The organism is Streptomyces sp. PH10-H1 (assembly GCF_030063355.1).
Taxonomy (GTDB): Bacteria; Actinomycetota; Actinomycetes; order Streptomycetales; family Streptomycetaceae; genus Actinacidiphila.
This window is the reverse complement of record NZ_JASISZ010000038.1, coordinates 58,465-78,522: the sequence shown is the minus strand read 5'-3', so window position 1 is coordinate 78,522 and position 20,058 is coordinate 58,465. Positions and strand designations below refer to the sequence as shown.

25 protein-coding genes are annotated in these 20,058 nt (G+C 70.4%); 20 read left to right on the top strand and 5 right to left on the bottom strand.

The genetic code is table 11. The features are described 5' to 3' along the window. Nucleotides 1–110: 110 nt before the first annotated feature. The 5 genes from QMK24_RS22795 to QMK24_RS22775 all read left to right on the top strand — a co-directional run bounded on the left by QMK24_RS22795 (nt 111) and on the right by QMK24_RS22775 (nt 2,237). Complete coding sequence (locus tag QMK24_RS22795) at nt 111–434, top strand: hypothetical protein (protein WP_283468467.1); 324 nt, start codon at nt 111–113, stop codon at nt 432–434. After that, nucleotides 431–973, top strand: coding sequence for a bifunctional DNA primase/polymerase (locus QMK24_RS22790; RefSeq protein WP_283468466.1), 543 nt, complete (start codon nt 431–433; stop codon nt 971–973). Before QMK24_RS22795 ends, QMK24_RS22790 begins: the two co-directional genes overlap by 4 nt. Nucleotides 974–1,291: 318 nt before the next feature. After that, nucleotides 1,292–1,618, top strand: coding sequence for a hypothetical protein (locus QMK24_RS22785; RefSeq protein WP_283468465.1), 327 nt, complete (start codon nt 1,292–1,294; stop codon nt 1,616–1,618). Continuing rightward, the gene (locus QMK24_RS22780; protein WP_283468464.1) at nt 1,615–1,881 is read left to right on the top strand and encodes a hypothetical protein; all 267 of its coding nucleotides are present in this window, start codon (nt 1,615–1,617) and stop codon (nt 1,879–1,881) included. The genes QMK24_RS22785 and QMK24_RS22780 overlap by 4 nt, the downstream gene beginning before the upstream one ends. Nucleotides 1,882–2,006: 125 nt before the next feature. Then, nucleotides 2,007–2,237: a hypothetical protein gene (locus QMK24_RS22775; RefSeq protein WP_283468463.1), complete on the top strand. Its 231-nt coding sequence runs from the start codon at nt 2,007–2,009 to the stop codon at nt 2,235–2,237. A gap of 24 nt (nt 2,238–2,261) precedes the next feature. On the opposite strand, the gene QMK24_RS41885 is transcribed toward QMK24_RS22775, so the two are convergent. Continuing rightward, complete coding sequence (locus QMK24_RS41885; protein WP_502962635.1) at nt 2,262–2,594, bottom strand: DUF6233 domain-containing protein; 333 nt, start codon at nt 2,592–2,594, stop codon at nt 2,262–2,264. A 578-nt stretch (nt 2,595–3,172) separates the two neighbouring features. On the opposite strand from QMK24_RS41885, the gene QMK24_RS22770 reads away from it, so the two are divergent. Both QMK24_RS22770 and QMK24_RS22765 read left to right on the top strand, forming a co-directional pair. Beyond that, entirely contained in the window at nt 3,173–4,777 is a 1,605-nt protein-coding gene (locus QMK24_RS22770) for a ParB N-terminal domain-containing protein (RefSeq protein ID WP_283468461.1), read from the top strand. A 136-nt stretch (nt 4,778–4,913) separates the two neighbouring features. Further along, nucleotides 4,914–5,150 carry a hypothetical protein gene (locus QMK24_RS22765; protein ID WP_283468460.1) on the top strand — a complete coding sequence of 79 codons (237 nt, stop codon included), beginning with the start codon at nt 4,914–4,916 and terminating at the stop codon, nt 5,148–5,150. Between the two features lie 32 nt (nt 5,151–5,182). On the opposite strand, the gene QMK24_RS22760 is transcribed toward QMK24_RS22765, so the two are convergent. From QMK24_RS22760 to QMK24_RS22745, 4 genes are all read right to left on the bottom strand, one after another. Next, the gene (locus QMK24_RS22760) at nt 5,183–5,992 is read right to left on the bottom strand and encodes an ExeA family protein (protein ID WP_269290297.1); all 810 of its coding nucleotides are present in this window, start codon (nt 5,990–5,992) and stop codon (nt 5,183–5,185) included. Continuing rightward, complete coding sequence (locus tag QMK24_RS22755; protein WP_269290299.1) at nt 5,989–6,213, bottom strand: hypothetical protein; 225 nt, start codon at nt 6,211–6,213, stop codon at nt 5,989–5,991. The genes QMK24_RS22760 and QMK24_RS22755 overlap by 4 nt, the downstream gene beginning before the upstream one ends. Then, nucleotides 6,197–7,600 carry a DDE-type integrase/transposase/recombinase gene (locus QMK24_RS22750; RefSeq protein WP_269290301.1) on the bottom strand — a complete coding sequence of 468 codons (1,404 nt, stop codon included), beginning with the start codon at nt 7,598–7,600 and terminating at the stop codon, nt 6,197–6,199. Before QMK24_RS22750 ends, QMK24_RS22755 begins: the two co-directional genes overlap by 17 nt. 95 nt (nt 7,601–7,695) lie before the next feature. Further along, nucleotides 7,696–8,082, bottom strand: a complete 387-nt coding sequence (locus tag QMK24_RS22745; RefSeq protein WP_283468457.1) for a hypothetical protein — start codon at nt 8,080–8,082, stop codon at nt 7,696–7,698. A gap of 368 nt (nt 8,083–8,450) precedes the next feature. On the opposite strand from QMK24_RS22745, the gene QMK24_RS22740 reads away from it, so the two are divergent. The 13 genes from QMK24_RS22740 to QMK24_RS22680 all read left to right on the top strand — a co-directional run bounded on the left by QMK24_RS22740 (nt 8,451) and on the right by QMK24_RS22680 (nt 19,415). Further along, nucleotides 8,451–8,927: a hypothetical protein gene (locus QMK24_RS22740; RefSeq protein WP_283468455.1), complete on the top strand. Its 477-nt coding sequence runs from the start codon at nt 8,451–8,453 to the stop codon at nt 8,925–8,927. Between the two features lie 164 nt (nt 8,928–9,091). Next, entirely contained in the window at nt 9,092–9,262 is a 171-nt protein-coding gene (locus tag QMK24_RS22735; protein ID WP_283468454.1) for a hypothetical protein, read from the top strand. A gap of 215 nt (nt 9,263–9,477) precedes the next feature. Continuing rightward, nucleotides 9,478–10,140 (top strand): hypothetical protein, encoded by a 663-nt coding sequence (locus tag QMK24_RS22730; RefSeq protein ID WP_198359174.1) that lies wholly within the window; start codon nt 9,478–9,480, stop codon nt 10,138–10,140. A gap of 110 nt (nt 10,141–10,250) precedes the next feature. Further along, nucleotides 10,251–10,952: a hypothetical protein gene (locus QMK24_RS22725; protein WP_198359173.1), complete on the top strand. Its 702-nt coding sequence runs from the start codon at nt 10,251–10,253 to the stop codon at nt 10,950–10,952. An 84-nt stretch (nt 10,953–11,036) separates the two neighbouring features. Next, entirely contained in the window at nt 11,037–11,723 is a 687-nt protein-coding gene (locus QMK24_RS22720; protein WP_283468451.1) for a hypothetical protein, read from the top strand. Between the two features lie 220 nt (nt 11,724–11,943). Further along, entirely contained in the window at nt 11,944–12,339 is a 396-nt protein-coding gene (locus QMK24_RS22715; protein WP_198359171.1) for a DUF6409 family protein, read from the top strand. A gap of 769 nt (nt 12,340–13,108) precedes the next feature. After that, the gene (locus QMK24_RS22710; RefSeq protein WP_198359170.1) at nt 13,109–13,384 is read left to right on the top strand and encodes a DUF6211 family protein; all 276 of its coding nucleotides are present in this window, start codon (nt 13,109–13,111) and stop codon (nt 13,382–13,384) included. Nucleotides 13,385–13,428: 44 nt separating this feature from the next. Then, on the top strand, nt 13,429–13,899 hold the full coding sequence (locus QMK24_RS22705; protein ID WP_198359169.1) for a hypothetical protein: 471 nt from the start codon (nt 13,429–13,431) through the stop codon (nt 13,897–13,899). A gap of 210 nt (nt 13,900–14,109) precedes the next feature. Beyond that, complete coding sequence (locus QMK24_RS22700) at nt 14,110–14,589, top strand: hypothetical protein (RefSeq protein WP_198359168.1); 480 nt, start codon at nt 14,110–14,112, stop codon at nt 14,587–14,589. 85 nt (nt 14,590–14,674) lie between these two features. Then, entirely contained in the window at nt 14,675–15,526 is an 852-nt protein-coding gene (locus tag QMK24_RS22695) for a hypothetical protein (protein WP_198359167.1), read from the top strand. Between the two features lie 76 nt (nt 15,527–15,602). Next, a complete protein-coding gene (locus tag QMK24_RS22690) occupies nt 15,603–16,157 on the top strand; it encodes a hypothetical protein (RefSeq protein ID WP_198359166.1) in 555 nt (184 codons plus the stop codon). A gap of 724 nt (nt 16,158–16,881) precedes the next feature. Continuing rightward, a complete protein-coding gene (locus QMK24_RS22685; protein ID WP_198359165.1) occupies nt 16,882–19,017 on the top strand; it encodes a hypothetical protein in 2,136 nt (711 codons plus the stop codon). A 44-nt stretch (nt 19,018–19,061) separates the two neighbouring features. After that, on the top strand, nt 19,062–19,415 hold the full coding sequence (locus QMK24_RS22680; protein WP_198359164.1) for a hypothetical protein: 354 nt from the start codon (nt 19,062–19,064) through the stop codon (nt 19,413–19,415). The last annotated feature ends 643 nt before the right edge of the window (nt 19,416–20,058 follow it).

Below are 20,058 nucleotides of genomic sequence, written 5' to 3'. Positions count from 1 at the left end.
CATCAACATCCCAGTGACACCATGAAGATCAAAGAGCCCGCTGGAACCCCACCAGCGGGCTCTTTGCATCCCCGAACATCATCATCGCGAGTGGCAAACCCATCACGATTTTGAACGGCACCCAACACCGGGAAGCCGTCGACTACCTGACCCAGGAGAAGAACGACCCACGCAACAAACTCCTGTGCGAGAAGTGCGGCTGGACGAACGCCATGGTCTGCCCCGAGTGCCCCGGGTGCGGCTGCTACAACGATCAGTGCTCCGGCTGGCGGCACCACGAGTACGCCGACGAGCCCGACGACGACGACCCGGACCACGGCATCTACTGCCGGGAGTGCGGCGCCGGATCCTGTAGCCCGTACGACGAGTGCACCTGTTTCGAGGACGACGAGGAGCAGGACCAGGAGCAGGAGCAGCAGGCGGTTCCGGCATGACCACCGCCGCCGCTGTCGACCTCACCGCCCGCGGGCTGGCCGTGTTCCCACTCCCGCCCGGCGGCCGGAAGCCCGCCGGCCCCTGGCGGTCGCGCTGCCTGACCAACCCGGAACGCGTCCGGGAACTCTGGCGCGACGGCGACAACATCGGCATCGGATGCCGCGCGAGCGGAGTCATCGGCCTGGACCTGGACCTACACGACGAGGCTGACGGCCTGGCCGTGCTCGCCCACCTCGCCGCCAGGCTCGGGAAGCCGTGGCCCGAGACGCTGACGGCGGCGACCCCGAGCGGGGGCCGGCACATGTACTTCCTCGCGCCGGACGGCTGCACCATCGGCAGCAGCTCCGGCGGACGGACCGCCCTCGGACCCGGCATCGACGTACGCGGCCCCGGCCGCCACACCGGCGGCTACCTCATCGGGCCCGGGTCCGTCGTCGGCGGCAACACGTACACCGTCGTCCACGACGTGCCCGTAGCTCCTCTACCCGGATGGATCTCCGCCCGGCTCCCATCCCTACCCGACCGGAGCACCAGGTGACCGGCCCCAGCCCAGCACGCGACATCGAGGCCATCGCCCGCGCATCCCAGTACGTCAAACACGGCGCCACCACCCACCGGGGCGGGAGCTTCCCGGACTGCCTTTGCCCCAAAGCCGCATGCGGAGGGGTCGCCGACAACCAGGAACACCCCGACTGTCCGGAACACACGCGGGTTCCGGCCCAGGTGTGGCACTGGGCATCCGAATGCCCGGGGCGCTGATCCCGTCCACGGCCCGGCCGTGGACGGGATCGCCGTTCTCTGGCCGAGACAGAACCCCGGCGCGTACCGTGGAGACGGAGACGAGGAGGAGTTCCGGATGAGCGCGCAGCCCGCACACGAGCCCACACCCCGCAGCCCATACCGGCTGTCCGCAGCCGAGGGCCCCCAGACGCTGCCCGAACTCCGTGCCGCGCTCGCCGCCGTTTCCCCCGCCGATCTCGTCGCGTTCAACACCGCGCTCGACGCCGTCCGCCTGGACGAGGTCGGGCAACTCCTGACCGAGTACCGGCACGTGTGGGCCCTGCGCACCAGGTCCGAAGTGACGGCCGCCATTGGCGCCTCACTCGCCGGCACCGCCACGCTCCAAAGAGGCCATGACCTCTTTGCCGCCTACGGGCTCACCGACGAAGCCGGAGCCGCGTGACCTGGACCATCGACATCCCCGAGCGGATAGGCGAGGAATTCGCACACCTCACCCCCGCCGGCCGCCGGGCCGTGTACGACGCCTGCCGCCAGCTCGCCCAAGACCCGACCATCAATGCCACCTCCGAGCCGGTACGCGGAGCCGACCTCCGCCGCGTGACGACCGACCCGACCACCGGCACCGGCGACCGGATCACCCTGCTCTACCGCATCCATCACGACGAGGGCCGCGTTGAGCTGATCTTCCTGATCGCAGGCCCGTAGGCACCACCGATCTGCCCAGCCGTCGCCCTCCTTGGGGGGGCACAGGCCGAAGTGCGCACCGGGTGAGCGTCCAGCATCATGAGCCCTGATGGGCTATTCCCCACGCGGAAGTGCGGTGAGTGGGCATGACAACAGAGAACCGGCCGACGATCAGTCTTGAACAATTCAGGCAGCTCTGCGACGTGCTCTACCAGGTGGGAGAGGGGCATGAGGCCCCTCACGAGCCCGTGCCCGCGAGGGAAAAACCACGCAAGGGCGACCGCGATTGGGCGCTCCACATCTTGAGCAAGCTGGGTCTGGGGCTGCGCGTGGACGAACTTGATGAGCTGAAGCGGTTGATGCTTCTCCGTGCATAGAAGCGTCTCGGTCTCACCTTCGGCCTAGTCAAGACCCTGGAGACCGTCCTCCGCATCGCACACGTCGCAGCCCACCCCCAGCGGCGACGCCATCAGGGCACGGGCCTCAGCCACGGTCAATTTCTTCTCGCCCTCGATCCAGCACCCACCCCGATGTAGGAACCAGCGCTCACCCGTGGCGTAGTACCGCCGGTGCGCCCTCCAATCGGCAGCCGGCGGAGGCCAGCCCCCGGGCTCAGCTTCCGGACCCGGCGCCACCGGTTCCAGCGGCGCCGGTGACAGTTCGTACCACCAGCTCCCATCGGCCGCCCGACGCCGACGGCCCACCGCGCATTCCCGGGTGCTGCCGTCCGGCATGTGCACCACCGCCACGGGCCGCCCGGTCTCCGTCGCTGTCCGGCCGCTCTCCATAATTCGATTCTAGTTCGAATAACGTCCGACGTGATGCCGGCAAGGCGGCCACGCTGAGTGGTCTAGGTGGCCAGCCGCACCCCGGCCGCCGGGTTCGTTGAAGCGCGCCACAACGGCCAGCAGGGCGGCGGAGGGGGCCCGGCCGGGCAACCAGCGGCCCCCGCCGCCCGGCACGGGGCCGCGTACACGTCCTCACGCCGCCAACCCCCGGCCGCCGCACACGGCCCGACGACCCGTCACGGGGCTGGCGGGGGGCATCAGCTGCCGCGCTACGGCCGAACCCGGCACAGCCTCCGGCCCCGCCCGCATCGCCCCGGCACGGGAGCGTCACCACGGGGACCCGCCGGACCCCACCAAAAGACCCCTGACCAGCTGTTTTAACCCGATTGGATCATGCCCACGATTGGACAACGCACCCAAGAACATGGTTTAATGGATCATGTCGGGAGGGGTTGGCACCGCTTCCCGGCACACCGCCCCGGCCCACCGGCCGGGCCACTTCCTACACATCAGGAGCACCCCGCATGACCACCGTCGCAGCCCAGCCGACCGTATGGCCGACCCTGCCCATCGACCGACTCACCGCCCACCCGGGCAACATCCTGCCCGAGCCCGACGCGGACCTGTCAGCCGACATCACCGCGAACGGCGTCACTGACCCCCTGTACGTCGTGACCACGTCGACCGGCGCCCCGCAGGTGATGGACGGCTTGCAGCGTCTGGCCGCCGCCCAGGCCGCCGGACTGACCGAAGTCCCGGTCACCTACCGGCCGATGATCCGGCTCACCGAGCTCACCCCGCACCCGGACAACCCCCGCGAATCCCTGGACCTGAGCGCCGAATTCGTCGGAACCTTCGCCGCCGAGGGATGCCGCATCCCGATCAAGTTCCGCATCCTGCCCGACGGCACGCGGCAGATCGTTGACGGCCACCGCCGCTACTACGCGGCCGAGGCCGCCGGATTGACCCACGCCCCCTACGAGCACGACGAGCGCGACGACGCCGGAACCTTCCTGGACATGGTGATCACCGCCCGCCACCGGACCGCGCTCAGCGAGCGCGAGCAGGCGAACGCACTGTTCGGCGCGGCCGAGGCCGGAGCAGGCGTCAAGCGGATGGCCACCGCCGCCGGAACCACCCAAAAGGCCATCAAGACCGCCATGCGCGCGCTCAACTCGGAAGCCGCCCGCAAGGCCGAGGCCGCCGCCGGGTCGCTCGATCTCGTCACCATGGCCGCGCTCGCCGACATGGAGGCACGCGACGCCGAGGCCGCCGAGAAGATCACGGCCAAGCTCACAGCCGACCCCACGGCGGACGCCCACTGGCTCATCCGCCGGGCCGGAATCGAACTCGACGCCCGCGACAAGCTCGCCGCCCAGCGCGCGGAACTCCAGGCCAAATCCGCCCGGATGCTCGCCGAAGTGGAGCTGAGCCCGAAAGCATCCAGCCTCTACTACATCGTGGGGGACACCTCCCAGCACGCCACGCAGTGCCAGGGCGCCGTATGGGTCCTCAAGGACGGCGCAGGGGCGTACGTCGAGTACTGCGCGAACGCCGAATTCTTCGGGCACCAGGTCCGCGACATCGACGGCCAACTCAGCAAGCCCAAGCCGGACGGCGCCGAGCGGCGCCGCATCATCGCCGGGAACCTCGATTGGGCCACCGCCGAGCAGGTACGGCGCGAGTGGATCGCCGCCCTGATCACCCGCCGGAGCCTGTCCCGCACCACCGCCGACCAGATGACGCAGACCGCCGCACGGGCCCTGCTGACCCCCTCCACCAACCTTGCCAGCCGCATTGACGGCGACCGCGCCAGGGCCCACCTCCCGAAGGTGTTGGGCATGCCGGACGGCACCACCCGCGCCGAAGTATTGGAGCGGTGGACCCAGCCCAAGGACGCCCCGCGCGTGGCGTTCGCCGCCATCGCCGCCGTGTACGAGGGATACGTGGACCGGTCCGCGTGGCGCGAGTCGACCTCCCACGTCAACGCCAACCGGGACGCCGCCGCCCAGTGGCTCACCTGGCTCACCACCTTCGGATACGAGCCGTCCGCGATCGAGACGGCCGTCCGCGACGGCCAGGAGTACCAGCCCACCGCCGAGCAGCCCCAGGCCGAATCCCTGAGCTGACCGGCACCGGCCCCGGGGTGGAGCTTCCGCCCCGGGGCCGGACCCCCGCGCCCCGCGCGCACCCGCACACCGGCCGGGACGGCACTCCCGGCCACACCGCCCGCCAGGGCAACCCCTACACGCCAGGAGATCCCCCGTGCGCTCAGCCACCCGCCAGGCCCCGCCCGAAGCCCACGACGCCGCCGCCGAGCTGTTCGAGTTGGTCGTAACCGGCCCGCTCCGCCAGGTCGAGAGCAACGCGGACGGAAGTTGGACCGTCACCCCCGTCTGTTGCCCGACGCTGAAAATGCCGACGAAGGCGGCGTTCACGGTGCCGACGAACCAGGACGGCGACGCCCCGCTGGGGCGGTCCCAGCGGGGCGGTCGTCGGTGAGGTGTCGTTTTCGTCGGCAAGGTGCCGGACGGTCAGTCGACCACCTCGCTGACGGCTGCGCGGGCCGCGGCCTCGTCGACGAGGTTCTTGCCGGTGGCGAACGCGGCGACCAGGGCTTGCAGGGCAAGGTTGTTGACCGCTCTGGGGTAGCCCCGCGAGGTGGTGTGGATCAGGGCCAGGGCGTCCTCGGTGAACAGCTGGTCCGGCCGGCCGACGAGTTTGAGGTGGTGGGCGACGTAGCTGGTGGTCTCGGCCGACGTCATGCCCGGCATCGTGTAGCGCAGGGCGGTCCGCTGTTCGAGGGCGGCCAGGACGGCGAGTTTCATGGTCCGCCGCAGGGTCGGCTGGCCGACCAGCAGGCAGGACAGCGGCGAGTCCTGGTCCATGCCCTGGTTGGTCAGCATCCGCACCGTTTCCAGCTGTTCGTAGGACAGAAGGTGGGCCTCGTCCAGGACCAGGACAGGGGTGCGCCCGCGTTCCTCACGCTCGGCCATCAGGGCCTTGCCGGTCTGAACGGTCAGGCGGGAACCGAGATGGGAGGGGGTCTGGCCGAAGGAGTTGACGATCTCTTCGTGGATGCCGCGGACCCCGATCAACGGGTTCGGGAGGTATATGACGGTGTATTTCGAGGGGTCGAGTGCGTCCAGGGTGGTGCGGACCGAGACGGTCTTGCCGGCGCCGACCTCGCCGGTGACCACGCCGATGGACCGCTCCGCGATGCACCAGGAGATCCGGGCGACGGCCTGGTTGTGGGAGTCGTGCCGGTGGAGCATGCCGGGCGAAAGGTTCCGGCCGAAGGGCATGCGCTCGAATCCGTAGTGGGCCTGGAGTTTCTCAATCACGTGTGTGCTCCGGAAAGTTCGCTGGTGGGGACGGGTGTCATGGGGCGGCCGGTGAGGCTTTCGATGACCAGTTCCAGGACGGCGATGATCCAGTCGGGGGCGGTGTCCTCGCCGAAGTGCCTGGCCAGGGCGGCGTCGACGTCCTGGTCGCAGGCTTCGAAGAAGCCGTGCAGTTCGGTCAGGAACACCGCGAGCCCTGCCGGATCAGGAAGTTGCGGCATCGTCGTTTGTGCCGGTCAGGTCGACGCTGGCGGGGCCGTCCCAGCCCAGGGCCGCGTAGTTGATCTTTTCTCCGAGCTCGGCCGAGTGCGCGGCGTCGATCAGGCCGAGGTAGTCGATGCCGGTCGTGGGCCTGGGCTCGTCGGCCGGGACCTCGGGACGGGCCTTGGGGTGGGAGTGCCGGGTGATCTGGAACGGCAGGGCGGTGCCCGCGTCCTGCCCGTCGACGCGGACCCGCAGGAAGGTCAGGTCGAACGGGTCGAAGACGAGCTCGACCTTGCGGCCGGCCAGGTGTGGGTCGACCTGGTAGCGGTTGCCGTGCAAGGACACCGTTGCGGTCTTGCCGACGCTGCGGTATTCGGACCAGCGGAAAGCCTCGGCCAGGTCGGCCGGGGCCGGGACCGGGAAGGGGGCGCCGGCCATCCAGCGTTCCAGCGGCGGCATCTTCGTCTCGGAGTGCACCCGCCGGTGGTAGGTCTGTTCGACCCATGCCGTGAACAGGCGGTTCATCTCGGCGAGGTCCTTGATCTCCCGTCCGACCTCGCCGGTGCCGGAGGCGATCTCGACGGTGAACTCACCGTTCACGGTGCGGAAGAACCGTTCGATTTTGCCCCTGCCCTCGGGCCGTCCCGGGGTGGAATGCACCAGCTTGATGCCGAGTTTCGCGCAGGCCCTCAGCAACCACGAGTCGACGAAGGCACTCCCGTTGTCCACGTAGATGTACTGGGGGACGCCTCGGGCCGCGAGAGCCGGCCGCAGGGCCGCGGCCAGGCGGACGGTGTCCTCCGCGAAGCCCCAGCGGTGCCCGACCACCGCCCGCGAATGATCGTCCACGAAGGCGAAGAGGTACGTTTTGCGGCCGTCGATCCGCGGCCCGTGCAACGCGTCCCCGGTCCAGATTTCATTCGGGCGGGCGGCCTCGAACCGGCCGAACACCGCCGACTCCTTCGGAGCCCTGAGCGCGACCAGGCCGGTGCGGTGGAACATCCGCTGCAACGTGCGCTCGTCCGGCGCCCAGCCCAGCTGAGCCCGCAGAATCCGGCGGACCTGCGCGGCCGTGCGGTCCGGGTTCTCCTTCTTCAACGCGGCGGCCAGCTCGAACACCTCCGGCGGGGTCCGCGGCTGGGACTGCCGGGCGGAGGGCACCAAAGCGTCGAACCCGCCCTGACGCCAGTCCAATATCCACCGGTCCAGCGTCCACCGGGTGATCCTCACGGTGCGGCCGTCCGCGTCAGTGTGCTCCTGCGAAGCGAGCTGGCGCACCAGTTTGCCGCGCTGGCGGCTGGTCAGCGTCGGGTCCGCGGCCTCTCTGATCAGCATGTATCGGAACAGGCCGATCGACCGGGCTCTTTCCAGCCGGGTCGCCTGCTCGTCGTCCTTCTTCGACACGTCCACCTTCCTGACATCTCGCCATGGCTATGGGCCCGCCGAGGCTTTCAGGAGCAAACCCCGCTGCGTCAGAGGGAGTTCGTGTTGATCGTTGATCAAGGCCAGGTGGGTGCCAGTAACCGGCCCTGCGAGGCCGCGCAGGCCAGCTGCCACGGCGACACCTCGCCGATGTCCGGCCAGCGCGAGGCCGCCGCTTTCCATGCCCCGGCGACCGCGGCGACCGCGTCCGCGAACGGCGTCGCCATCGCGGCCGGCATCACCGGATCGACCCCCGCCTCGACCAGCAGCACCGTGAAGTACGCCCGTATCTGCTCAGCTCGCGCGGAGAACCTGCGCAGCCAGCCCCTCACGGTGTCCACCGGCCGCCGAAGCTGCCCGGCGATCACCCTCGTCCCCGCCCCTGACGCTTTCGCGGCCAGCGCCGCCCCTATCACTTCCGCCAGGTCCACCCGCCTGACCAGCACGAATACCGGGAGAAGCACATGCGATGCCCCGCACCCACCGCACCGGGCGCGACGCGGACGAAGCCGCACCGCCCCTGTCCCGCTCCGCAGCACCCGCCCCCGGGCCCAGCCCCACGGCGCCAGCACACCCCCACAATCCGGGCATGCCAACTCCTCGTTGGCCAACCGGGTCTCGACCTCGGCCGCATTCGTCCCTACCGTGAGCACAGCACCTCCGCGTGCTACCCACGGCCCTCCCGGGACACCTCGGCCAAGAGATCACCGGGAGGGCCTTCGCATGCCCTCATCGGCAAGGTGCCGCCGCCAACGAACACCGGGGCCACACCGACATGCGCTCGAATCTGTCGGCACACAGAATGCCCCAACTCACCGCCCACATCGGCATCTTGAGTGACTCTCAACACCCCGTCACCGGCCGCCCGCTCATCCTCACCGGCCCCGCCGAGGCCGCCGCCTACGTGCTGCAAGCCCGAGGCACCGGCCCGCAGGCGCTGGCCCCCACCCGCGAACTGACCGGCGCCCCCGCCATCGAGGCCGGGTGCGGATGCGCGCCCGCCGCCCCCGTCGGCACACCGAACGCCGATGTCCTCCAGGCCCGCGCCATCCACCGCCACCTCGCGGAATGGCTCACCGCCGACCGCCGGGCCTACGGATGGAACGCCGACGCCGCCGCCGCATCCGTCCGCGTAGCCAGCGCCCACGGCCTGTATGAACTGTTCGTACCGCCGATCGCCAAGCCCTTTCCGATCTACTTCCACGGCCGCCGGGACGGCGCCCTAGACGCCCGCCGAGTCCCCGCCACCACCGACTCCCTTGTCGCCACCCTGTACGCCGCCTACCTGAGGGATCGCGGCGAAATCTGACGGCACATCACCACCAAAACCAGGCACCCCGTTGGGCGTGGCAGGGTAGATCCACCACCAAGAACATGCTTTAATAGAGACTGTTCGGGAGGGGTTGGCACCGCCTCCCGGACCACCGCCCAGCCGACCGGCCGGGCCACTTCCTACACACCCAGGAGTCACCCATGAGCAAGCCCACCCCCGCCGCCCGCGCCCTGCTGGCCCAGGCGAAGGCCGACTACGGCACCCCCGAAGACCGTGCCGCCCGCGCCGCCAAGGTCGCCAACCGGCTCCAGGAGGCCCAGGCGCACGCCATCGAGGCCATCCAGGCGCCCAGGGGCCGCCGGTCCGCCTGACCCACCACCCCGCCGGACCGGTCGCGCACCGGTCCGGCGGGACCCCAACCGGCCCCATGGCCAGCGGACTTGCCCCCATTCGGACATCGGCCCGATTGGACACAACGCCACGAACATGGTTTAATAGAGACTGTTCGGGAGGGGTTGGCACCGCCTCCCGAAGCAACCCCCGGCCCCAGGCCGGCCTGAGGCGTACCCCTACACGAGGAGAACCCGTGAACACCGTTACTCCCGATCTGCACGACCCGCAGCAGCTGGACGAGTTCGTACGACTCGCGTTCATCGCGCAGCAGTCCCGCGACTCGCAGCGCTCGCTGCATGCCCGCATCGCCACCACGGCCGTCACTCTCGGCGAGGCCGCCGCCCGCGTGGAGGCGTATTTCGAGGGCGGGGAGTTCGCCGCCGAGGTCGCGAACCGCGTGATCACGTTCCTGGACGCCGTCCGCACCAAGCGCACCCGCTACTGGCAGGTGGAGTACGTCATCCAGGGCAAGGGCTTCCGCTCAAGCAAGATGCACACCGGCGAGACGGCCCGCGCGCAGTACGAATGGGCGGGCCGCCTGCCCGGCGCCGAGCAGGTCACCATCACCGAGTGCACCGACACCCTGACCTACTTCCCGGCCAACGTGGAGGTACTGCCGCGCGAGCAGGACCGCCCGGCCCCCGACGTGCCGGGTGCCTACCAGGTCCACCGCTTCTACAAGTACGACGGCGAAGGCCCCGCCGTGCTGCCGGACGGTGCCGCCGTCCGCCGTGCCCACGCGCACCTGTACGACGGGCGCCCCCGCCGCTACGCGCTCGCGCCGCGCCTGTTGGACGTCATCCGCGTCGTGATGACGCGCCCGGTCGACGTCGACCAGGTGACCCCGCTCCGCTAGTCCCACCGGGCGGGGCGCCTCACCGGCGCCCCGCCCACCCCCGGAGGCTGGCACCGCCTCCCCACCCCGCCCGGACCACCGGCGGACCCTACCCAGGAGGACTAACACCCATGACCGACGCCACCGCCCAGACCCCCGCGCCCGCCGTCCGCGCCGCCCGCGCGATCCTCACCCGCGCTGCCCTCCCCCTCGCCACGCTCAACGCCACCGGCCACACCCTCAGCGCAGGCGCCTACCTCGACCCCCGCAGCGCAACCGGCGAAATCGTCGTCAGCTACGAGCACGCACACGACGACGCCACGAGCAGCGAGGATTACCACGACACCATGCGCCGCTCGTGGGCCATCAAGGACGCCGCCAACGCCTACCGCCGGGCGTTCAAGGCCGCCGGATGGCAGGTCACCACGCTCAACGACTTCCGCATGGGCAGCAACCTCCCCCGACTGATCATCACCCCGCCCCCTCTCACGTGCGAAGTGTTCGTCAGCCCGCAGGCCGGGCACTGCACCGCGCCCGCCACCCGCGTACTGCACCCCGCTGTAGACCCCGCCACCCGCCTACTGGTGTGCGGAGCGCACCCGCAGCAGACGAACCAGTTCTTCCACGCGTGGACCGTCACCGAGCCCCGGGCGTACGAGGCCGATCACGGCCCGCTCACCCAGGACGCCGCGATCCACGGAGGCCGCCAGGCCCCGCAGGCCGCCGCCCCCGCCGTCCGGACCCGGGCCGCGCGGTGCGAGGACTGCGGAGAGGAAATCGAGGTCGACAGCGACGGTTTCCGCACGCTGTGCGCGTGCGACGCGGCCGAATAGCCCCACCGCCCCGGCGGCGGACGGACGGCACCCCGTCCGCCGCCGGACCCCGCCCAACCCCCTACACACCACAGGAGCGCACCCGTGGCCACCGCCGCACTGACCCCCACCGAGATCATCCGCGCCGCCGCCGCCGTCACCCGCGCACGCGGCTACTACCAGCCGCTTACCCGCCAGTGGGAACCCGCCGTACCCACTGCCATGGATGTCGAGCGCTGGCTCTTCGCACAGGACCCGATCGAGCGCGGGGACCGCCAGAGGTTCGCCGCCCAGTGCGAGGCAGCCGCCGCCGAAACCCCCGCCGTCCTGGCATGGTGCGCCGAAGGCGAGCGCGGCAACGCCTACCGGACCACCCTCGCCCGCATCGCCCGCATGGAGCGCGCCAGCACCCGGGACATCCCCGTTCTGTGCTCCGCCGTCGACGCCTACCGGCGCACGCAGCAGCGCGCCGCGATGGCCGCCGAGCGCACCGCTTCGGCCGAGCACTCCCGCCACCAGTGCGCCCAGGGCGAGCGCCTGACGCTCACCGTCACCGTGGCGGTGGTGGTCGACCAGGGCAGCAGCCGTTTCGGCTACAGCGAGCAGCCGCGCCTCTTGGTCAAGTTCCGCGATGCAGACCACCACATCTACGTCTGGGAGGCCAAGACCAAGAACGTCCCGGACAAGGGGGCCCGCGTGCAGGTCACCGGCACGGTGGCCAGCCACGGCCAGTACCAGGGCACCCGACAGACGAACCTGATTCGCTGCCGCTGGACCCCCGCGAAGGACTGACGCCCGCTCAGCCGACCGGGGCCGACCCCCCCCACCGGCCCCGGTCGGACCCAACGGCCCCTGTGATCAGCGCCGTTCACCCATTCGGCGCCCGTTCCGAGTGGACAGCAACACCTGTTACATGGTTTAATAGAGCTTGTTCGGGAGGGGTTGGCACCGCCTCCCGGATCACCGCCCGGCCGACCGGCCGGGCCGCTTCCTACACACCAAGGAGCCACCCATGATTGCCGCCCAGCGCATCGCCCGCCCCGTACCGGCGGTCCGCGATCTGCCCGCCGGAACGCTGGTCAGCGTCCAGCCGCTCGCGCAGTACCCCCGCATCCCCACCGGCTCCGGTGTGGTCGTGGACGCATGGGGCGCCGCAGAGAGCGCCACCATGGTTTTGGTGTGGTTCTGGGGCCAGGGACAGCCGCAGTCGGGCGAGAGCATGCACGCGATCTTCCCGGCCGAGATCACCCCGTTGTCCACCACGTTGGAGACCATGCCGCGCGGCGCGTTCGAGTCCATCGAGCGCGGGCTGGCCCTGATTTCGGCTCCCTGGCACCTGGACTGCCTCGCGCCCCTGATCGAGCGGGTCGAGCGGGCCCACGAGCAGCGCGAGCACCGCGACCGGTAGCCGGTCCGCTGGCCGCCGGGAGCCACCCGGCGGCCAGCCCCGCACCTCGCGACCGGCAGCCCCGCGCCGGCCGCGCCCTGAAAGGACACCCCTTCGGGGCGGCGGCCCCGGCTGCCCGGCGCGTTCACCGCCCCTGCCCGGCCAGGCCGCAGGCGGCCAGTCCGAGCAGCGACGGGCGCCGGGCGTGGGAGCGCGCGCCGGCACCCGGCCACCCCGCAGAGTTTCCACCGCACAACCAACCGACAGAGGTCCCGAATGTCCGAATACCAGCTCCGCGCCGACGTCTATCAGAACAACGCCACCCCTGTCTGTGGGAAGGGTTTTGGGGAGCTGGCGCACAAGCCTGGCCAGCAAGAAGGGGCCGGTGTGGCCTTCTCCTTGCTGTCGTCCGCGCGTTCGGGAGTGCAGCCAAATCACCTTGCTGTAGTGCGGCCCAAAAACCCTCTTACAGACAAGCGGCCGTACAGCGTGCCCCGCATCGCGTGACCCGATCGACCAGCGCGGCGGCAAGCACACTGCACTGCCCCGGGAGCCGGCCGCACGCCGGCCACTCACGCGAGACGACTGATACAGACCCGGGAAACATGCTTTAATAGAATCTGTCCGGGGTGTCGTCTCCCGGACAGCAACCCCGGCCCACAGGCCGGGAGCGCGCACTCTGACAACCGACGCAACGACGACGGCCGACGGACGAATCCGCCGGCCGTCGTCACCTCGGCGGGTATTGGTTGGCACCGCCGCCGAGGTCTCCCTACACAGGAGCACCCACATGGTAAACGCATTCCCCCCCGCCCTCGAATCCGGCAGCCCGCTGCCGTTCGACACCGTCACCCTGTGCCCCGGCAACAGCGCCGGCGTCGAGGCCGGCGCCTCGTTCGTCGTCGCCGATCTCCCGCCCGAGGCCGTGGCCGACACCTACGAGCTCAACCACACCGACGACCACCCCGCTTACTGGGACTGGGCCGCTACCGTGACGATCGCCGACATCGCCACCGTCACACGGTGCACCGACGCCGGTCCCGTCACGTGGACTCCGGTCCGGTGAGCGCCACGACCAGCGGCACCATGCCGCACCCATGGAGACCCGACGTGCCCGGAACGCCCCAGGACAACGACCCCACGCGCCTGATTCCCCCGGCCGAATTCGCGCGGCTCCTCGGTCACAAGGACACCACCACCCTTTCTCATTGGCTGACCAAGCCCCCGGACGGATTCCCCGAGCCGGACAGCTGGGACGAGCTGCCGACCCGCCGGCGCCCGATGTGGCGGCTCGATCGCGCCCAGGCGTACGCCACCACCACCCGGCCAGACCCCGAGCGCCGCCGCAGCCGCGGCGGCCGCGGCGGCGCCCCGGGCCTTGCACCGCGCCCCGACCGCGACCCCCGCGCCGCCGAAGTGGCCCAGTGGATCGCCGACGCGGACGCCGGCCGCCGCCCCCAGGTCACCCGCCAGGACATCGAGCAGGCGTACGCGGTCCCGGACTACACCGCCCGCCGCATCCTGACCCGCGCCCGCACCCGCGGAAACCAGGATCAAAGCGAGACAGAGACGGGGCGGTAGCCACCACGCCGCAGCTGGCCGGCCCCAGTTGCGGCAGTCGGCCCCCGAGGCACCTGACCAGTACCTTCACTCGATCGGCGTAGCAAGAAGGCTGGACAGCCAGAGTTAAACATGGTTTAATAGAGCTTGTTCGGGAGGGGTTGGCACCGCTTCCCGACGCATCGCCCGGCCGACCGGCCGGGCCACTCCCTACACACCACGGAGTTCCCCATGAGCACGAGCAGCAACGACAGCCGCATGACGCCCTACCAGGAGACCGCCGGAGGGCGCCTCCAGGCCGCATTGTCCCGGCAGGGGCTGACCTCTACCGCCCGGGACGTGGCGGGGGGCTGCTGGGCGGTATTCGTCGACCTGGCGGACGGCGCGAGCATCGGCATTGCCGACGACGCCCGGATCCACCACCTGCCCAGCGAGCACACCGCATGGACGGCCGTTCTCTACACCTCCCCCGACGGTGTGTTCTCCGGCGAGCGGGCGGAAATCCTCTACGACGGTGCCCCGGGCCGCGCGTTCGACATCGACACGGCTCACTGCCTCCACGCCCTCGCGCAGTTCCTCACCGCGCGGGATCTGCGCGCCGACACCGACAGTCATGACGACAACGCGCCGGTGATCCCGAGCATCCCCGGCCCGCGCCGCTCGGTCGAACCCCTCCGCTTCCCCGCACAGCGCACGACGGACCGGAAGTAGCCAGCCGCCGGGGGCAGCGACACCGCCGCCCCCGGCCCCTTTCTGGTCCAGACTTCGCATGCACATGAGAATGAGGAAACGGCAGATGACCGACGCCACGGACACCCCCACCGCCACCATCCCCGAGCAGGCCGCAGCCCCGGCCCGCGAGCTCGACCACGGCGGCCGGATCATCGCAGCGTTGGAAACCGCGTGGGCAGCGATCCGCGACCGCCACCCGGACGTACCGCGCGCCGTGCTCATCACCGGCAACCAGAACCAACACGGGGGCGCCCGATTGGGCCACTTCGTTGAGAGGCAGTGGGCCACCCGTGAGGGCAGCACCCGCGCGCACGAGATGTTCATTGCGGGCGAACTCATCGCCCAGGGTGCCCGGGAAGTCCTGGCGGTCATGATCCACGAGGCCGCCCACGGCGTCGCCACCACCCGGGGCATCAAGGACTGCAGCGGCGACGCGCTGAGGTACCACAACAAGAAGTTCGTTGAACTCGCGGAGGAGATGGGCATGCAGGGCCCGCGCGAGTCCGTCCCCACGCACGGCTGGGCGTTCTGCACCCTGCCCGACACCACGGCGGCCGCGTACGCCGAGGTGATCGAGGCCCTGGACGCTGCCGCACTGCCCTACCGGGGATACGCCCCGCGGCCCACCGAACAGGACGAGGCCGGCGACAGCGCCCAGGACGAGGGCGGCGCAGAGCAGGAAGAGGAGAAGGACAAGCGCAACGGAAAGCGCTTCAAAGTCGTGTGCCAGTGCAAGAAGCCGCGATCCATGCAGGTCACTCCGGCCATGTACGAAGCGGGCCCCGTGATCTGTGGTCTGTGCGGGGCCGCGTTCGCCCCCGTCGGCGAGGAGCCCGAGCCCGTTTTCTGCGGCCAGTGCGGAGCTGATTTCGTACCGGTTGCCCCGCAGGAGACCGACCCGCAGACCGACAGCTAGCCTGCCAGGGCGACCAGGTGGGCCACACCGCTCGGTGTGGCCCACCCGCGTTCAACCGATGGTCGATGATGGACAGATGGCAACCCCCGGAGACGTCTCACAGCGCCTGAGCGCCAAGCGTCAGCAGGAGGAAGAGAACCGCCGGTTGAAGGCGGCGCGGCGGGCAGAGGCTGAGCGTCACGCCGCCGCCAAGGCCGAGAAGCAACGCCGCCTCGCCCTACCGCCGCAAGAGCGGTTGGCGGCCGCCAGCGCCCGCGTGGATCAGAAGTGGACGCTTCCGCCCGTCGCCGTGCCGGCCGCCGAGATCCTGGCCGCCCAGCGCGCCACCATGACCAGGGTCGAGATCGTCGAGGTAGTGCGTGAGGTGATCCGCGAAATCACCGTCGAGGTCCCAGCCCCACCGCTGGCCGCAGGCACGTACACCGAATGCGAAGTATGCGTGGGCCGCGGAATGCGCGACCGGTACGGCCAAGTCCCCGCCGCCGCCCACCGCATGATCCTGCGCGACCCCGCCGGCGAGCAGGTCGCCGCAGTGGAGACGTGCCCCACCCACGTGCCGTACGTCGAGACCACCGCACGCCGCCGCGGATTCACCGCCCAGGCGCGCGACACGCCGAGCGGCGCTGTCTGACCGGCCATCAGACCCATTACGATCCGGGCGAATTCGCCCATAGGGCCCGCCAAACACTCCCGTCACCGGAAGAAGTTCTTCCAACACGCCCAGTCGTGCAACATGAACGCGGCTCTTGGGTCTAAGATCGCGATCATGGCAGGACCCAGAGGAGTGCAGCAGCGAGGCAAAACCGGCGCGTTCGCCGCCGATAAGCCGATTCGCGCATCCGTGTTGATGGAACCCGGAGAGCCGGCGCGCATTTGGTACGAGGACCTGATCCGTGTCATGGGTGTGTCCGGGTCCGAAGTACTCCGCCGCGCACTCAAAGAGTTGCACGGGCAACAGGTACCGGCCGCCTCCCGGGAGGCGCGCATAGCTAGCTAAAAAAAAGGCCCCCGTGAAGGGGGCGCCGGACAGGGACAACTGAATGATCTTTGAGTCTCCTCATACGGGCTGCCACCCGAGGAGTCTCATTCCCAAGCAGGGCCCCATCTGACGGATCAACCGCCGGACCGAGCTTCTGTGCGTCCACCAGACCGAAGAGGACAGCGCCATCGTAGCAACAAGCGATGGTGACGGAACAGCTATGCCGCCAATCGGAGTGTCGATCAGCGGACTTGTCGACGTCACCGCCAGCGAAGAACAGAGCATTTTGACCGAGTTCCTGAGCCTTTCTCCAGGCAGGATGCACCGGGCCGCCGGACCGGAGGGAGCCGGATGGGGGAACTATTACCCCGATTCGTTGCCCAACAGCGAGGCGACCACGGCGCGGCCGGTTGCCATGTACCTGGCACGCCGTCAGTGGGCACAGAACGACGTGTACCGCTTCCTGTTCGTGGTGTTCGACCTGGACGCCAGCCGGGGCGGCGCGGTCCGCGTGTGGGCCGACGCGCTCGCGCTGGGCAAGTTGCTGGCGGCTCACGGCATCCGGGCGGTTCCTGTGGCGTCCGGACCGGGCGGGGGAGTGCACCTGTGGACGTCGGTGCCGAAGGGCATGAGCCCGTCCCTCGCGCTCAGGATCATGGAGGCCGCGCAGGCGCTGTTCCCGACGCTCGACACCTCCCCGATGACGAACCCGGCGGCCGGCGCCGTACGCCCGCCCGGATCCCTGCACCGCAAGGGCGGATTCGCCCGGCTGACGGCCCACACGATCGGTGAAGCCGTCGTCATCCTGCGGTCTGGGTCGGCGGTGGAGCGGTTCGAGGATTTCGCCGCGACGTTGGAGGCGATGGCCGGGGCGCCGGCATTGCTCGACGAGCGGCGCGCGGCCACCACCACCGCCTTCCGCACCGAGACGGTACCCGCGCAGCGGGTAGCGGGCCGGGAGTACCAGCGGGGCCGGGTGGTGCCGCCGTCGATCGCGGCACGCGGTCCGGTGCTGCGGCCGATCGCCCAGGATGCCAGCGGGCACGACCGCATCGCGGTGCCGTGGCGGCCGGTGGGGACCAAGGCCCTGGCCGCACTGCACCGCACGCCCGGCACCGGGGCCGGCGACCATCAGCGGATCGTCCATACGGTCCTGGTGATGCTCGCGGCGGCCGGGTGGTCCTATGACCAGGCCGCCCAGCTCGTTGCCGACAAGAGGGCTTCCCCGGCCCTGGAATGGCTGCGGACGAGCAGCAACGGCGCCCGGCGCGTGGCTCTGTCCCCGGCGCAGGCCAGGAGCCGGATGAAGCGGTGCTGGCAGCTCGCCGTCTGGGACGCGGCCCGCCGCCCCCGCCGCGCCACCGACACCCCCGACGCCACCGAGGCACTGACCGAGGGCGCGGCGGCCGCCGCGGACCTGTTGGCCCGGATGGAGGCGGTAGGCGCTGCGTACTGGGCCCGGCAGTCCGGCCCCATGGACCGCGCGATTCTGCGTGCCGTGGCTTACCTCATGGCGCGGTCCGGCAGCGCGGACGTGTCCGCATCCTGCCGCGTCGTGGCGGTGCTGGCGGGGTGCCATGCCGATACCGTCGCCCAGGCACTGCGCGAGCGGCTGTTGCCTGACGGGTGGTTGGCGGAGACCGCTCCCGCCAGCCTGGCCGGGGGCATCGCCCGCCGCATCGCCGTCGCCGCCGAGCACCAGTGCCCCACCAGCGAGCACCACCGATGCGCGCTCCACACCCTCCCTGCCGTCCCCGCTACGCCGCACAAAACCCCAGTTCACACGGGGTCCGACAGAAGTGGTAACACCCCGCCCCCCCCCGCCCTCAATGTTCTTCTCTCGCAGCTCCCCGCGAAGATCGTTTTTCAACAGTCCGGCCTGTGGCACTCCTTGGGTCACCACGCTGCCCGCACCCTGGAGGCCCTGGAGACGGGTGTCCAGCTCTCTCAACTCACCGTGGCTACCGGGTACGGGGAGGACACCATCAGGAGGCACCTGGACGCTCTCCAGACAGTGCAGGTGATCCAGATCAGGACCGACCCCCGGACAGGACGGCAGAGAGCCGTACGCACGTCGAGGAGCCTGTACGAGGCGGCCGCGGAGTTGGGGACCGCGACACGCACCGCGGAGCAGGTGATGACGGCCGTGGTCGACCAGGAGCGGGCGCGGTGGTGGTCACGTGACGTCGAGTGGTGCAGGGAGTTCATCGAGGTGAAGCGCGAGCAGGGCATGAGGGCGCCGGCGGATCAGATGGTGCTGCCGGGGATGGATCCGTACGACCGCAAGTACCCCCGCTTCCCCGGGGCGAAGAGCACCGGCAGCCAGCCCGGCAAAGGCCGGGCGGACCACCGCCGGGCATGGGAGATCGAGGCCCAGCGCATCGGCGCCCTGGAGTACTTCGCGGCCGCCGACGAGCTCGCCCAGGCTGGCCGTGTCGTCGAGCTGCCCGCCGTCCGCAGCCAGCTCGCCCCGCAGATCGCCGAGACCGACACCACGGCGGCCGCCGCGTGAGATCCTGGTGCCCCGTCACTGTCCAGCCGAGGAAAGGCAGCACCGTGGCCCTGAGCGCCGAGGAGCACACGCAGGCCCGCGGATTCCTGCTGGCCCTGCCTGGCCCGGCCGCCAGCAGCGACGCCGCCGGATACGCCGAGCTCGCCCGACTCAGCCACGAGGGCGCCGAGCTCCTGACGAGCGCCCTGGACGCGACGCGGTACGGCGTCGAGCCGCCCAGCGCCCATGACGTCGCCGGTCACCACCGCCGCCGCGCACACGCCCTGGCCCATCTTGCGGCGCGGCACCCGCAGTACGAGGAGCCGGCCCACTTGGCTATCACCATGTGGCAGCTCTGGGAGGACCGGGTGACGGAGGACGTCCTTACCGCAGCCGGCGCCCGACACGCCCACCTGTGACGCTCTCGCCCTCCAGGCCGCGCACGCGGTAGAGTCGCAGACGCACCACCGCGAACCGCACCGGAGCACGACGGCCGGTGAGACTCGCACCGGGAAGCCCAGCACCACCGGGACGACCACTACGGCGCCTGACCTCCACCCGGGCGCCGAGGCCCAGCAGGACCGGCAACAGTTCGCATGCACATGCGGAAACTGACACGGCGTGAGGCGCACAGCCCGCCGCGAGAACGCCGGCACCGAGATGGGGCCGAGAACGCGGACCACGGTCCGCGCAGCGCAACCGGTCGGCGAGAAGCCGACAGAAACCCCACCTAGAATCCGCAATCCGTTGCCAATTTTAATTTCTGGAATACTAGAAACAGTATTCCAGAAATGGTAGGATCGAGACATGATGATGCATCAGCAGGTCGCCGGTACCGCCGAGTTGCCGGATTCGCGGGTGGCGGTCCGGTCGTTGAATTTGCGGGATGACCGGTGGGGTGTGCTGTGTCTGCGCTGCGGTACCGGTGGTGGCTGGACTGTGGTCGAGGAGGGGTTCGAGGAGCGCGGTCCGGCGCTGTTCGCGGCCCGTCGGCACTACGCGGGGCATGAGGAGGCGGTGCGCGAGCTGTTGGACGCGGACCGCCGCGCCGAGCAGGCGGCC